This window comes from Myroides odoratimimus (assembly GCF_038039805.1).
GTDB lineage: Bacteria > Bacteroidota > Bacteroidia > Flavobacteriales > Flavobacteriaceae > Flavobacterium > Flavobacterium odoratimimum_B.
In genome coordinates this window covers 58,205-73,163 of sequence record NZ_JBBPHK010000003.1, presented here as the reverse complement: position 1 = coordinate 73,163, position 14,959 = coordinate 58,205, and the positions used below count along the sequence as shown (strand labels likewise).

Annotated in this window: 10 protein-coding genes; 8 read left to right on the top strand and 2 right to left on the bottom strand. The window is 35.0% G+C overall.

Going from position 1 to position 14,959, the window contains the following annotated elements:
* The first annotated feature begins 33 nt into the window (after positions 1–33).
* The 3 genes from AABL85_RS03990 (at position 34) to AABL85_RS03980 (ending at position 1,488) form a co-directional block, all read left to right on the top strand.
* Positions 34–363 (top strand): hypothetical protein, encoded by a 330-nt coding sequence (locus AABL85_RS03990; RefSeq protein ID WP_286415793.1) that lies wholly within the window; start codon positions 34–36, stop codon positions 361–363.
* Positions 364–562: 199 nt separating this feature from the next.
* Positions 563–994, top strand: a complete 432-nt coding sequence (locus AABL85_RS03985; RefSeq protein WP_341309274.1) for a hypothetical protein — start codon at positions 563–565, stop codon at positions 992–994.
* Between the two features lie 116 nt (positions 995–1,110).
* Positions 1,111–1,488 (top strand): hypothetical protein, encoded by a 378-nt coding sequence (locus AABL85_RS03980; RefSeq protein WP_131540195.1) that lies wholly within the window; start codon positions 1,111–1,113, stop codon positions 1,486–1,488.
* 84 nt (positions 1,489–1,572) lie between these two features.
* Here AABL85_RS03980 and AABL85_RS03975 read toward each other — a convergent pair whose 3' ends face one another.
* Positions 1,573–2,523 (bottom strand): alkaline phosphatase family protein, encoded by a 951-nt coding sequence (locus tag AABL85_RS03975; protein ID WP_341309273.1) that lies wholly within the window; start codon positions 2,521–2,523, stop codon positions 1,573–1,575.
* A gap of 221 nt (positions 2,524–2,744) precedes the next feature.
* Between AABL85_RS03975 and AABL85_RS03970 the strand changes: the two genes are divergently transcribed.
* The 3 genes from AABL85_RS03970 (at position 2,745) to AABL85_RS03960 (ending at position 10,358) form a co-directional block, all read left to right on the top strand.
* Positions 2,745–8,636, top strand: a complete 5,892-nt coding sequence (locus tag AABL85_RS03970; protein WP_341309272.1) for an alpha-2-macroglobulin family protein — start codon at positions 2,745–2,747, stop codon at positions 8,634–8,636.
* Positions 8,637–8,769: 133 nt separating this feature from the next.
* Complete coding sequence (locus tag AABL85_RS03965) at positions 8,770–9,642, top strand: pirin family protein (RefSeq protein WP_341309271.1); 873 nt, start codon at positions 8,770–8,772, stop codon at positions 9,640–9,642.
* 170 nt (positions 9,643–9,812) lie between these two features.
* Complete coding sequence (locus AABL85_RS03960) at positions 9,813–10,358, top strand: hypothetical protein (RefSeq protein WP_341309270.1); 546 nt, start codon at positions 9,813–9,815, stop codon at positions 10,356–10,358.
* Between the two features lie 156 nt (positions 10,359–10,514).
* On the opposite strand, the gene AABL85_RS03955 is transcribed toward AABL85_RS03960, so the two are convergent.
* Positions 10,515–12,542, bottom strand: coding sequence for a M3 family metallopeptidase (locus AABL85_RS03955; protein WP_341309269.1), 2,028 nt, complete (start codon positions 12,540–12,542; stop codon positions 10,515–10,517).
* 157 nt (positions 12,543–12,699) lie between these two features.
* On the opposite strand from AABL85_RS03955, the gene AABL85_RS03950 reads away from it, so the two are divergent.
* Positions 12,700–13,776, top strand: a complete 1,077-nt coding sequence (locus AABL85_RS03950; RefSeq protein WP_341309268.1) for a hydroxylase — start codon at positions 12,700–12,702, stop codon at positions 13,774–13,776.
* A gap of 105 nt (positions 13,777–13,881) precedes the next feature.
* Positions 13,882–14,946, top strand: a complete 1,065-nt coding sequence (locus AABL85_RS03945; protein ID WP_341309267.1) for a hydroxylase — start codon at positions 13,882–13,884, stop codon at positions 14,944–14,946.
* Positions 14,947–14,959 lie beyond the last annotated feature (13 nt).

Genomic DNA, 14,959 nt, shown 5'->3' with positions numbered 1-14,959 from the left:
GTTGTTTAATTTTGGAGATATAAATATATAGATATGATCAAGTTGTTTTACTATGACGCTCTTACTGATCAAGGTCAAGAAGGAGAAGAATCTAAGGTGGCTACAGAGCTAGAAGTAATCACGTGTTTTAAAAAGTTGTCGACAGAAGAAGGTACTTTTATTGGAATATTTAAGGGAGAGGACGATACTTTACAGTTCGGTTGGTTACGAGATGATATATGGATTATAGATATTCCGATAGTGAGTAAACAGGGATCTTATCAGAAGGAAGGGACTAGAGAAGAGTGTATAGAATTAATCAAGGAGCAATATAAGAACTTTGATTTGAGCTTCAGTCATAGTTATACATTTGAAGAATGGTAGTGAGTTTTATAGTAGTGTAAACTAGTTTTTATATTTAGTTTCTTGTATTGGTATCTGCTTTTTAATGACTATTTTAATAAACTATATTTTTTAATCTTAATTTTAGTGTTTTCTGTTTTGTATTTACGTTAAATAATATTTTTTTGATATAAACTTTTGTTGTTTTTATTTTACTTTGACGCCCTAAAATAATAATAACATGAAAAATATAAGTTTGGTTATCATGATGTTAGTCATGGTTTTTGTTACTGGATGTTCAAAAGAAGATTTAGAAGTAAACAATAAAGATGTCAGTATTCAATACAAGGGTACATCTGTAGAAACTAGGAAAGCCAAGCAGTACACTAACTTTTACTTTACTATTAGGTCTACAGTGCGTACACCTATGCAAGGGTATGTAGAAGTAGTTACTATAAATAATGAGAAGATAAAATCGGATAGATTTTCTCTTAATATGGGAGAACACATAGAAGTTCTAGTGAAGAAAGAAGGAGTAGTAGTTGAAAGAGATTATGTAAAGGGCTATAAAGTGTATGCTACCCCAATCAACTTTGATGCATTTCCAAATCGCGGGATGCCTACAAGAGATTTCTTAACCCCACCGATGTATAAATTTCCAAAGGCAGGATAGATTGTCTCCACACCCTATACTGATGTGATACTTTTTGGATTAATTATGTTAAAAATAGATTATTATATTTATTTTTTCATATAATATGTTTTTACTTTGCAGTAAAAATTATGGTTATGAGAAGTATAGGTTTGTTTTTAACATTGGCAATGTCTGTGTTTTTATTTAGTTGTTCATCAAGTGATGATGGTATGAAAAGCAACGAAAGAGATGTAATAGTAGAACTGGTAAATACGAATGTAGTTGTCAGGTCTTCAGTAGAATATACTAGCTTTAATTATAATGTTAAGTCTAGTGCAAATATTCCATTAGATGGACGAGTAGAAGTGACAACTATAAAAGATGAAAAGTATCAATCGGATTATTTTACTATATCTCCTAATGGTACTGTAAAAACTTCTGTATTAGTAAAAGGGAAAGTAGAGGTTAATTATGTGAAATCACATAAAGCATATACTAGAACTGCTAAAGGCAATGTGAATCCTGCATTTTAAAAATTATAGATTATTACTTATTACAAATGTAAAAGAGGGGTGTCTTCATGAAGATACCCCTCTTTATGTGTTAAGTCACATGTTTTATTTAAATATGTCTTTTATCACTTTACCTTTACTGTAGTCTAATTTTATTCCTAGTAGTTCAGCCATTGTATTCGCTACATCTATCTGCTCATAATTACCGGTGCTTATTGTCGTATTTTGTTTGAAGTCTGGTCCCATAGCGAAGAATTCGATATGACGGCATCCTAGACAATTATCTCCATGGTTGACAAAAGAATCTTTGACTCCATCTAAGTGACGTCCATGGTCATTTGATACCATTAGGGTTGTTTTGTCTTTATAATCTGGTTGAGATTGTAAGAAGTCCCAAATGTCTTTAATGCTTTGATCAGTTGTTTTGATAGCTTGGATGTATTCATTCCATTTGTTAGCATGTCCATAGCTATCTACATCTTTTAAGTTAATAACAACTACATTAGGTTTGTCAGTTGTGATTACTTTTTTAAAGTTTTCGATAGTTACTTTATCTGCTCTATACCCTGTTCCATTACCAGCTACTCCTGCATCTGCTTTAGGCATATACTTATTATTCCAATCAGGGTTTTTAGTGTTATTTAGTACTTCTAATTTATCTTTAGATACTACCACCCAAGCTTTGCTGTTATCTTTCTTCGTTTGTTTTAACCACTGTTGTAATACAGAAGGATTAGTAGGAAGTTCTTTACCGTTATTCTTAATGCTGTCATATACACCTGTGATAAGGGCAGTGTGTCCTGCATTTGTATTGGTTAGTCCATTGTTTCTAAAATTGCTGATAAAAACTCCTTCTTTTAATAGAGCGATGCGGTTAGGGATATGTGCTTGTGTAGTTTCTTGCCAAGTCTCTGTCATTCTAGGTCCGTCGATAACTAGTAAAACGACATTTTCTGTTTGATACTTTTTGCTTTCTGGTTGTGCTGCTTTATTGTCATCACTAGAACATGATACTAGTGACACACATAAGATAAGGCTTAGAATAATTCTTTTCATAATGATGTTTTTGTATGTTACAAAGTAACTTCGATTAAGCTGTATTATACAAGTTATTCGCATTATGCATTTGTGAAGTATAAGTTACATAAACGTTCATGAAAAGGTGAACTCTAGGTGTTATTTAATGAAAGGATAATGACTATTTTACATCATTTACTGTACAAGTTTTTAGAAGTAATTTATAAAAACTCTATCTTTAAGGATTCAATTATAAAACTATGAAGAAGTTAGGTTTGTATCTTATGATTCTTGCTCCGATAATCGGCTTTGGACAAAGTTCGAATGGGAGAATACAGGAGTTGTGGAACATTATTCAGAAACAAGAAGAGAATGCTGAGGTAAAGAGCATGTTGCCCAATATACAGGAAGTGAAGAAGTTGTCTAAAAGGCATAATGACTATCCTAGTATGATAAAAGCGATGTTCTATGAGGCAAGAGTAAACATCTTAGTAAGTGAAGATGATAAGTATGATATCAATATCATTATTAAGCAATTCGCTGAAGAAAGAAGAAATGCAAAAGGTGCTACAAAGGCTATTATAGATACCTATATAGCTGAGATATTTAAGCTGTATTACTCTGCTAATAGATATAAACTTAGGAATAGAACAACATTAGAACAAAGTACTGCTTCTGGTATAGCCTATTGGACAGCTGATGAGTTTAAAAAAGAAATAGAAAAGTATTATCAAAGTGGTCTTTCTCTAGCTGCTAAAGAGCAAGGAGAGTCTATCGATAACTGGGGAGATATGTTTAGCTCTAATGCTTCTAAGTTAGGTGCTAGTAGAGCTAAACTTACAGTTTATGATGCATTGCGTTTAAATTACTTAGATAATCTACAGTATAATTCATTTGATTTGTCAGATGAAGAACGTAGAGCGCTAGAACAAAAAAAGCAAGAGTTAAAAGCGGCTATCCTAAAAGATATAAAAGCTAAGAATGATGCTACGCTCTATGTGTATATAGAGATGTATCTAGCGGCTACTATAGAATCTAGTGAGCATCGCAAAGAGAAGTTTGAAAACCTATTAGCAGCGTATCCTAATGAGCCTCTTGTGTATGAGGGGTATGCTAATTATCTAAATGGAGTAGAACTAGTAGCTCTAATAGATAAGGCTTTAAAGTTATTTCCTAATACAAAGACGGCAGAGAACCTAAGTGCACTGAAGAAGTATACAGAACGCAAACAATACACTTATAATATCAATAAGTATGTATTAGATAATCAGGCTATACCTCTGAGTATAGGTCATCAGAATGGCGACAAGATCTATGTACGTGTGTATAAGAACAATAGTTCTAAGAGAAGTAACAATATACCTTTCCACAATGGAGTAGAAGGATACAATAGATTAAATAAAGAATATACTGCTATAGATACTTATACAGTTCAGTTGAGCACATTTAATGATTATGAAATGCACAAAACTGTGGTAGCGTTAAATGCGCTAGATACAGGTAGGTATTTTATAGCATTCTCTAATGTTCCTTTTGATCAGATTAAAGAAGGGGAGTCTGATGTACAAGTAACCCTTGTCAATGTGACTCCTAATGTTGTAGAAATTAACGAAGGAAAATTACGTGCTTATAATAGAAGAACAGGTAAGCCATTAAGCAATATCAGTATTCACATCGCTAATGAAGATGAGAAGAGAGTAAATAGTAATTATTGGGAAACGGTGATAACGACAGACTCTAATGGAGAGGCTAATCTTGATTTTGCTAAATCTGATAGATATCTCTATGCTAATATAAAGGGAGAAGAGGTATATTATTCTTCTTATGTGTATAGTCGTTATAAACAAGAAGAAATAGAAGATAATGTACAGTATAAAGCGACTGTACTAACAGATAGAGGTATCTATAGACCAGGACAAGTCCTGTATTTTAAATCTATAGTTTCTAAAAAGAGTAAGCTGAGTGAACAGGTAGTTGCTAAGGCACAAGTATCTATAAAGCTATATGACCCTAATGGGAAGGAATTGACCACACAACAATTAGTTACAAATGAGTTTGGTTCTGTCAATGGACAGTTTGTATTACCATCAGTAGGTAGATTAGGTAACTATAGTGTGGAGGTTATACTAGGAGAGGAGACTGTAGGATGGAGTCATCTGTCAGTAGAAGAGTATAAACGTCCGAAATTTGAAGTAGAGTTCGAAAAACCTAAAGAGATCTATAAACTAAACGAGAATGTAACTGTAGAAGGAAGTGCAAAGGCTTTCTTAGGAGCTAATATAGATAAGGCAAAAGTAGTTTATAGAGTAGAGAGACAAGAGATATGGCCTTATTGGATATGTGGACCTTATTATCCAAGTAGATATCTGAATCCTGAGACAATGATTCAGGGAGAGACAATAACGGATGAGAAAGGAAAGTTTACTATCAGCTTTAAGGCGTTGCCTAAAGAAGAAAAAGAAAGTACCCTGCCTCGTACATTTACTTATTATATCTATGCGGATGTAATAGACCAGAATGGAGAAACACATAGCAGTAGTGTAGATGTAGTAGTAGGAGAGAAGAATATAGAGCTAGCTGTTAATCTTCCTTTTATTTCTACAGTAAAGGATTTGAGTAAGTTTACGATTAGTACGAAGAACCTAAATGGGATAGACTATGCTTCTCAAGGAGAGTTAAGCATATTCCCTCTATTAGCTCCTAATCCTGAGCGTATTTCTGATAATTTTGGTTTAGATAAAGGAGATTATAAGTTGTATGATTACAATGAGTTTATCTCTCTATTCCCTCATTTAGATTACGGAGATGAGAAAGATACAGCGCAGTGGGGAATAGGTAATTCTGTGTTTAGTACATCATTTAATACAGCAGATACAAAAGAGGTAGTATTTAAGGGGGCTAAACAATTATCTTCAGGTGCTTATATTGTCAAAGGATATGTATATGAGAATGGTGAGAAGAATGAGATAGAGAAACGCTTTACATTAAGAAATGAGGAGTCAAAAGAGTCTTCAAAGGTCTTAGTAGAATTAAAAGCAGAGGACAAAGTATACAGAGTAGGAGAGAAAGCTAGTGTAGAGATACGCAGTGCTGAGAATAATACGTATGCATTCGTAGAAGTAAAAGCAAATGGTAAACAGGTTTATCAAAAAGTGATGAAGATCAATAAGAGAGGTTCGTCAATAGATATTCCTATTAAACAGGGTTATAAGGTAGTAGATGTTTATGCATTAGCATTAAAGCATAATATAGCAGCACAAGATGCGGCTAGCATTACTCTAAAAGGAGAAGAGAGTAAGCTGTCTTTAGTTATAGAGTCTTTTAGAGACAAGGTAGAGCCTGGGGCTAAAGAAAAATGGTCTTTAAAAGTAAAAGGGAAAGAGAAGGAGCAAGTGGTATCTGAAATATTAGCTACTATGTATGATGCTTCTTTAGATCAGTTCGTATCACATAGTCTAAATACGACTCTTAAAGTTCCTGTACATTATTACAACAGACCTTCGTTTAGTATGTATGATTTTAGTAATATCAAGGGAATAAGTTACTTTAATTCATTAGCAAGTGAGACAGTAGATTATACTGATTTTATAATAGATAGACCAATCGTATTTAATACTTACGGATTAAACTTCCAACCTAAAGTAAGAATTGGTTCTGGGACGATGCGAGTGAGAGGGATGAGTATGGTGAGTGCTACGAGTGGAGATGCAATGGCTAAAAATATAGTAGCTCCTACTGTTGCGTTTAAGGAAGAGTTAAAAGAAAATGCTATTATAAATGAGTCTAAGGATGTAAGTACTGGTGGTAGCAGTGTAGAAAAAACAGATGCTCCTGCACCGACTATTCGTAAAAACTTACAAGAGACAGCTTTCTTTTACCCTACGCTAAAGACAGATGAGAATGGTGATGTGAAGTTCGAGTTCACAATGCCTGAAGCTTTGACTAAATGGAAGTTTATGGCTTTTGCTCATACTAAGGATTTGCGTAGTGACTATGCAGAAAAAGAAGTAGTAACTCAAAAAGAGTTAATGGTAGTTCCTAACTTACCTCGTTTCTTACGACAAGGAGATAAATTAACTTTATCTACAAAAGTAGTTAATCTATCTGATGCTAATAGAAAAGGTAAAGCTACTCTTCAACTGTTTAATGCTTATACGAATGAGTTGTTAGTAGAGAAAACAGGAGAGTTCTCTGTCAATAAAGAAGAGTCAAGTGCTGTAAGTTGGGATATAGAAGTTCCGAATAGCGTAGATGTAGTCTCTTGTAGAATAATAGCTGTGTCAGATAATTATAGTGATGGAGAAGAGTCTGTGCTACCGGTATTGACTAATAGAATGCTAGTAACAGAGACGATGCCTATCTATATCAAAGAAGGACAGAATAAGATATTCAAGTTTAAGGAGTATGAAGCGAATAGAAGTAATACTCTACAGAATCATAAATTGACATTAGAGTTAACGACTAATCCAATTTGGAATGCTGTGTTTGCTTTACCATATTTACAAGAATATCCTTATGATAGTTCTGAGCAAGTGTTTAGTAAAGTGTTTGCTAATGCTGTTGCAACGAAAATATTAAATGACAATCCTAAGATTAAGACTGTTTTCGATCAATGGAATGTAAAAGGAGAAATGTCTTCTAAGTTAGAACAGAATCAAGAGCTGAAGAGCGTGCTGTTAGCTGAGTCGCCATGGGTGAGAGAAGCAATAAGTGAGGCTGAGCAAATGAAGCGTATGGCAGTCTTGTTTGATTTGAATAAAATGCAATATGACCTTCAGTCAGATATCGATAAGTTAATCGAGCAACAAAACGAAGATGGAGGATTCTCTTGGTTTAAAGGAGGAAAATCAGATAACTATATTACACAAACTATTGTAGAAGGTTTTGGTAATCTGAAACGCATAGGTGCAATGAATGCTCCTTGGGCAAGTGATGTGAATTATATTTCGATGCTAAAGAGAGCAATAGAGTATATGGATCAAGCACAATATAGAGAGTATGAAGAGCAAGTGAAGTTTGGTGTAAAAGGGAAAGTTCCTAGTTTAGGTACGCACTATTTATACGCACGTAGTTATTTTATAGGGGATTTCGGTATCAATGAGAAATACTCTCCTATGATAACTGCTATTCGTCAAAGTATCGAGAGTGAGAAACCTGCTAATAATCTTTATCAAGAGGCTATACGAGCTGTGATAGCAAAGAGATTTGGTTCTGATAAAAAGGCAGAGAGTATTGTTAAGGGGATTATGGAGACAGCAGTAGAGTCTGATGAGATGGGAATGTATTGGAAGAATAATACTGCAGGATGGTTATGGTATCAGGCTCCTATCGAAACTCAAGTGGCAATTCTAGAAGCTACCAACGAGGTAAATAAAGAGAAATACGCTAATGCGATAGAACAGATGAAAGTTTGGTTACTAAAGAATAAACAAACTACTGGATGGAGATCTACTAAAGCAACTACAAAGGCTGTATATGCCTTATTAAATACGGGTAGGTCTTGGCTAGATGCAGAGCAAGGTATTGAAGTAAAAGTAGGAGGATATCCTATAGACACAGAAGCAAATGCTCAGGCGGGTAGTGGTTATATCAAACAGAGTTGGACTAAAGCAGAGTTGACAGCTAAAAAAGGTATTGTAGAAGTAAGTAAGACCTCTCCTGGTATTGCTTATGGTGCGATGTACTGGCAGTACTTCGAAGATTTAGATGCTATTAATACAGCAGCGACAGGTATTAAGTTAACTAAAAAGCTTTATATAAAAGCGAATACAGAGCAAGGTCAAGTACTGCGTGAGATCACTAAAGAGTCTCCGATTAAAGTAGGTGATGTAGTGACAGTACGTTTAGAGATAAGTGCAGATAGGGATATGGATTATGTTCACTTAAAAGATATGCGTGCTAGTGGCTTTGAACCTACGAATGTACTATCAGGGTATAGATGGAAAGGAGAGTTCGGATATTATGAAGAGACAAGAGATGCTTCTACGAACTTCTTTATATCGAGATTGAGAAAAGGAAGCTATGTATTCGAGTATGAGTTAAGAGCTAATGTAAGTGGTCAATTCTCGAATGGTATTACAACTATGCAGAGTATGTACGCACCAGAGATGAGTGCTCATAGCGAAGGCATCAGAGTAGAAATTAAGAACTAGTGTAACTAGATAAATAAACAGAAGGAGGTTTGCTGAGGTAAACCTCCTTTTTTATGAGGTATACTTCTTGTTGTAGGTTAAGTGTTTAAAGGTTGATGTGGTTGTAAATTTGTAATACAAAAAACAAAGAGATATGAAAACAAGAAATATTAAACAAGTAGTAAAACCACAACCAGCACACTTTGTAGGAGATGGTTTTAGAGTGCACAACTTTATTCCAAGTATGCCTAATATGAATATGCAACAGATGGATCCGTTTATCATGTTTGACTATAATTCTAAATACACATTTGGGCCTTCAGAAATCCCAAGAGGTGTAGGAGTACACCCACATAAAGGATTTGAGACTGTTACAATAGCATATAAAGGACGTGTAGAACATGGAGATAGTAGTGGAGGAGGAGGTATCATAGGAGAAGGTGATGTACAATGGATGACTGCAGCGTCAGGAGTTTTACACAAAGAGTTTCATGAAACAGAATGGAGTAAAACAGGTGGTGAGTTTCAAATGGTACAGTTATGGGTGAACTTAAAGAGAGAAGATAAAAAAGGTCCTGCTAAATATCAAGCTATAGAACATGATAAAATGGCAAAATATACATTGCCTAATGGAGAAGGAGTAATTGAAGTAATAGCAGGAGACTATAATGGAACTAAAGGAACAGCTTCTACATTCTCACCAATTCACATGTACAATTTAAAAGCTAAAGCAGGTACAAATACTGGTTTTAGTTTTCCTTCAGGGTATACTACTTTATTGTTAGTATTAGAGGGTGAAGTAAAAGTAAATGGAACAGTAGTAGCTACAGATCATGTGGCTCATATGGAGAGAGAAGGAGAAGAGTTTACTGTAGAAGTTACTAAAGATGCTGTAGTCTTAGTAATCTCAGGAGAACCTTTAAATGAACCAATAGCACATTATGGACCATTCGTAATGAATACAACAGATGAGTTGGTACAAGCAGTAGATGACTTTAACTCTGGGAAGTTTGGAGATCTAGCATAATAATAAATTTCATAATAAGTAAGGAGACTATATTTTTATAGTGGTTTTGTTTTGGTGAAAGGAGAGGTATTGATTATCTCTCTTTTCTTTTTTGGAGTGTAAAATAGCTGTTTATAGCTATTGCATATTTACTAGGTATATTTTTACATTTGTCGTATTAATCAGTAGGTATGAAAAAAGTAGGAATTACATTATTTGCACTAGCACTTTTAACAGTTAGTTGCAAGGATAAAGAGGTGAAAACTGAAGTAGTAGAAGAGACTCAAATCGTGACTCCTCAAGTACAGCCAGAGACAGCTGACTTAAAGTTAGCCGCAGACAATATGGATGCCTACATGGAGTCAGAAGATAAGATGATGGTAACTTTAGGAGATGCAGATCAATTGCGTCTTCAAAAGGCAATACAAATCATCGGAAATATGAATGTCATCTATACTGATGATGATGGAATAGATCATGATAAGACAGATGCAGCTTTCTTAAAAGAGGTAGGGGGTAAAACTTTTAAAGAAGTATGTAAAGTAGCAGAAGGATATCTTAAAGCTGATCAACAACGCGAGTTAGACCGTATCAATGGAATATTAGGGAGTATAAAGGATCCTAAAGCAGATGCTGATGTAGAGCGTTATAATGAGGCACAACACGATCTTAAAGAAGCTAATAAAATACCTATTACACTAGATGCTTATACCTATAGCGAAGAGTGTTTTTTGTAGAGACGGCAATAAATTGCGTCTACCACATACTAACCAGACTATTGATAATCTTCTATATTAAACAACTAAGCCCATTGCATTGCAATGGGCTTAGTTGTTTAATGGTCTACAGCTAAACGGTCTACAGCTGTTAACTGTAAACCGTCCACCGTTAACCTATAACAATCCCGCTCTTTTTAATAAAGCATCAGGAGTAGGTTCTTGACCTCTGAATTTCTTGTATAATGTCATTGGGTGATCAGTTCCCCCTTGAGATAAAACATAATCTTTAAACTTAGTAGCTACTTCTTTATTGAAGATGCCATTAGCCTTAAAGTATGCGAATGCATCAGCATCTAATACCTCTGCCCATTTATAGCTGTAGTATCCAGATGAGTAACCACCTTGAAAGATATGAGAAAATGAAGTACTCATCGCATTCTCTTTTACATCAGGATATTGTTGTGTAGAAGCAAATTGTTTTGTTTCGAAGTCTTTTAGACTTGTGATAGCCGTAGGGTCTTGACCATGCCATCCCATATCTAATAAACCGAAGCTCAACTGACGTACTGTAGCTATCCCCTCTAAGAAGCTCGCACTCTCTTTGATCTTTGCTACTAATTCCATAGGGATAGTTTCACCAGTTTGGTAATGTTTAGCGAATAGCTCTAAAGCTTCTTTTTCGTAACACCAGTTCTCCATCACTTGACTTGGCAATTCTACGAAGTCCCAATATACATTAGTTCCAGATAACGATGGATAAGTCGTGTTTGCTAACATGCCGTGTAATGCATGTCCAAACTCGTGGAATAGCGTTGTCACTTCGTTAAATGTAAGCAATGAAGGCTTAGTAGCAGTTGACTTAGTGAAGTTACACACGATAGAGATATGTGGTCTTTCATTGATACCGTCTTTGACATATTGGTTTTTGAATGAAGTCATCCATGCACCGTTTCTCTTTCCTTTACGTGGGAAGAAGTCTGTGTAGAATACAGCTATAAAATCTCCTTGCTCATTCGTTACCTCGAATGTACGCACATCTGCGTGGTACTTCTCTATAGTCTGTACTTCTGTAAACACTAATTCGTATAACTTATTGGCTACTTGGTAAGCACCGTCTAATACATTCTCTAATTGAAAGTATGGTTTAAGTAATTCGTCATCTAAGCTAAAGCGCTCTTGTTTTAACTTCTCAGAGTAGTATGAACCATCCCATTTTTGCAATACATCAATGTTGTCTACCTTCTTTGCAAAAGCAGTTAATTCAGCAAACTCTTTATCAGCAGCTGGCTTAGCTTTTGCTAATAACTCCTCTAAGAAAGCATTTACCTTATCAGGACTCTGTGCCATACGCTCTTCTAATACGAAGTGAGCATGTGTAGCATATCCCAGTAGATTAGCTCTCTCATGACGTAGGTTTACAATCTTTAAGACATTAGCTTCATTGTTGTGTTCGTTGTCTTGGAAGGCTTTCTTACCAGCAGCAATAGCCATCTCCTTGCGCAATTCACGATTATCAGCATAGGTCATAAAAGGGATATAACTAGGATAATCTAATGTGAATACCCATCCCTCTTTACCTTCTTGTTCAGCTAAAGCTCTTGCTTCTTCTACAGCACCTTCAGGAAGACCAGCTAAGTCTTTTTCCTCTGTGATGTGCAGTTGGAATTTATGTGTTTCTGCTAATACGTTTTCTCCAAACTTCAACGCAGTTGTAGATAACTCTGCATCTATTGCTCTTAATCTTTCTTTTTTATCTTCTGATAACAATGCACCATTGCGGACAAAGCTTTTATAATTCTTTGTCAATAAGGTTTCTTGTTCTATAGTAAGGTTCAGTGTCTCTTTTTGTTCATAAACTGCTTTTACGCGTTTAAATAACTCTTCGTTTAAGGAGATGTCATTGCTTAGTGCTGATAGCATTGGAGCTACTTCTTGTGCTATTTTCTGCATCTCATCATTTGTCTCAGCTGAGTTCAGGTTAAAGAAGATATTAGACAATACATCTAATTCCATCCCTGAGTAAGCTAATGCTTCTAGTGTATTCTCAAAGGTAGGTGTTGTAGCGTTAGCAGTAATAGCGTCTATCTCTGCTTTTGTATCTTGTATTGCTTTTTGGAAAGCAGGTATATAGTCTTCCGTTTTAATTTGAGTAAATGGTGCTGTACCATGTACGGTGTTAAATGGATTGTTCAATGCCGACATATTTTCTAATTTATTTTTATACTATAAAAGTAAGTTTTTTTTAAATAATGGCTTGTTAATAATATTGGAATGTTTTTTGCACTAGGTGTGAATAATCACATATTAATCAATTTTTAAATTAATATGTTTGTTGTAATAGATAATTAATCAATATGTTATGATGGAAATATCAGCAAAGGATTTAGATATTCTTAGAAGTGAAGTAAATGAAGCTATTAGATTAGGTACATTAACGGATAAGCAATTACAAGTTATCTATGATAATAAGTTGTTTAATATGTTTGTGCCTGCATATTTAGGTGGGTTAGGAGTAAGTCTGATTGAAGCTTTGCAAGTAGAGGAGCAGTTGGCTAGAATAGATGGAAGTCTCGGATGGACTGTGACGATGTGCGCTGGAGCCAATATGTTTGTTGGTTATTTAGAGAGCTTTCTTGCTAAAATGATTTTCCAAGATCCGAAAGTATGTTTTGGAGGCAGTGGGCAGATAGATGGTGTTGCTAGGGTATATAGAGATGGTTACATCGTAAATGGAACCTGGGATTATATCGTAGGATTACCTCACTGTACTGTATTAACCTTGAACTGTCATATAGAAGAAAAGGGAGAATTGCTTTATAAGAAAGATGGTTCGCCTTATTTTAAAACGTTTTTCTTCTTCCCGAAAGAGGTGACTATTATTGAAGATTGGCAGTCTATTGGACTTAAGGCTACTGCTAGTCATAGTGTTAGTATTAAGGAGTTTAGGGTGAATGTAAATAGAGCCTTTGAGATAGATAGTAATCATCCTATAATTAATGAACAGACCTATCACTATCCTTTTATGTCCTTTGCATTGTTAACTTTGACAGCAAATCATTTGGGAATGCAAGAACATTTTATGGATGAATTAAAGAAGTATTTTACAGGAGAATTGTATAATAAATATTTCGAGTTTAAAGATGAATTGTTCTATCAGTATGAAGAGAAATTCCTTGAGAGAAGAGCAGCCTTTTATCGCTTAGCTAAGTCATCTAGTGATGAAATAGCACTAAATGGCAAGTTAACAGAGCAGACTACTGCTGATATTGAGAAAATGTGTAAAGGTCTTGTCTATAAAGGACGTAATGCTGTTTTGAAGGTTGTACCTTATTTAGGAATGGGAGCGATGGACTATACTACAGAGATGAACCGTATTATAGGAGATATTCTTACCGCGAGTCAGTTTAGTTTATTGTTACCTGATAGTTTAGAATAGAGAAAAATAGGTCAATAGAAGAGATCTCATCAGTATTACTGATGAGGTCTTTTTTGTTTAAAGTGTTTTAATGCGGTAGCTTTGTTGTTGACAAAACAACATATTATGAAACAGTATCTAAGTGATGCCGATGTGCAAATACTTAAAGACAATATAAATACAGCAGAACAAATAGGTCATCTAACAACAGAACAACTAGAAGTACTGTATAGAAACAACTTATTTAACCTATTTGTGCCTAAACAATATAATGGCTTAGAACTAGACTTTATCGATGCCCTAAGAGTAGAAGAGCAGTTAGCTACTATAGATGGGAGTATAGGATGGACAGTTACACTGTGCGCAGGTGCTAATATGTTTGTAGGTTTCTTAGATTCTACTGAAAGTAATAAAATCTTTCAGGATACAGAAGTGTGTTTTGGAGGTAGTGGTAAGGTTAGTGGAGTAGCAAGAGAAGAAGGAGAGTATTATCTTATCAATGGGACTTGGGATATTGTAACAGGCTTACGCCATTGCACAGTTTTTACAGCGAATTGCCATCTCGAAGTTAATGGGGAATTGCAGTATGATGTAGAGGGTAGACCTGTATATAAGTCATTTTTCTTTTTGCCTTCTGAAGTAACAACTAAGAACAGTTGGGATACTTTAGGACTAATAGCTACAGGGAGTCATTCTATTGTAGTAAAAGAATTACGCGTACATAAATCACGAAGTTTTAGTATCACAAGTGAGGCGTGTACTATCGACACCCCACTTTATAAGTTTCCATTTTATCCGTTTGCGAAGTTTACATTAGCTGTGAATCAGTTGGGAATGCAATACCACTTTCTACAAGAGGTAGTGGTGTATTTTAATAAAATCAAAGGAGGTGCTTATGAGCAGTTCCAAACAGAATTGTTAGTAAAACTACAGACAGCCTATCACACGCGTAGAGAGGCTTTTTATGATTTAGCATCTACTACATGGCATAAAGTACAAGAAGGTATTGAGCTAACAGAAGCAGAGTGTAATGCTATAGATAAACTGTGTAAAGAAGTGGTGTATCAAGGGAGAGATGAGGTGATACAGAACTTACCTTATTTAGGTATGTACGGAGTGAATAATAGCTCTCCTATAAGTAGAATCATCAGAGATATATTAACCGCATGTCAACACAGCTTGTTTCTTTAATTACGATTTTCAA

Excerpts from the sequence above, each read along its gene's own strand:
- AABL85_RS03965 (WP_341309271.1), top strand. The coding sequence starts at position 8,770 with ATGAAAACAAGAAATATTAAACAAGTAGTAAAACCACAACCAGCACAC.
- AABL85_RS03955 (WP_341309269.1), bottom strand. The coding sequence starts at position 12,542 with ATGTCGGCATTGAACAATCCATTTAACACCGTACATGGTACAGCACCA.
- AABL85_RS03975 (WP_341309273.1), bottom strand. The coding sequence starts at position 2,523 with ATGAAAAGAATTATTCTAAGCCTTATCTTATGTGTGTCACTAGTATCA.
- AABL85_RS03950 (WP_341309268.1), top strand. The coding sequence starts at position 12,700 with ATGATGGAAATATCAGCAAAGGATTTAGATATTCTTAGAAGTGAAGTA.
- AABL85_RS03980 (WP_131540195.1), top strand. The coding sequence starts at position 1,111 with ATGAGAAGTATAGGTTTGTTTTTAACATTGGCAATGTCTGTGTTTTTA.
- AABL85_RS03945 (WP_341309267.1), top strand. The coding sequence starts at position 13,882 with ATGAAACAGTATCTAAGTGATGCCGATGTGCAAATACTTAAAGACAAT.
- AABL85_RS03960 (WP_341309270.1), top strand. The coding sequence starts at position 9,813 with ATGAAAAAAGTAGGAATTACATTATTTGCACTAGCACTTTTAACAGTT.
- AABL85_RS03985 (WP_341309274.1), top strand. The coding sequence starts at position 563 with ATGAAAAATATAAGTTTGGTTATCATGATGTTAGTCATGGTTTTTGTT.
- AABL85_RS03990 (WP_286415793.1), top strand. The coding sequence starts at position 34 with ATGATCAAGTTGTTTTACTATGACGCTCTTACTGATCAAGGTCAAGAA.
- AABL85_RS03970 (WP_341309272.1), top strand. The coding sequence starts at position 2,745 with ATGAAGAAGTTAGGTTTGTATCTTATGATTCTTGCTCCGATAATCGGC.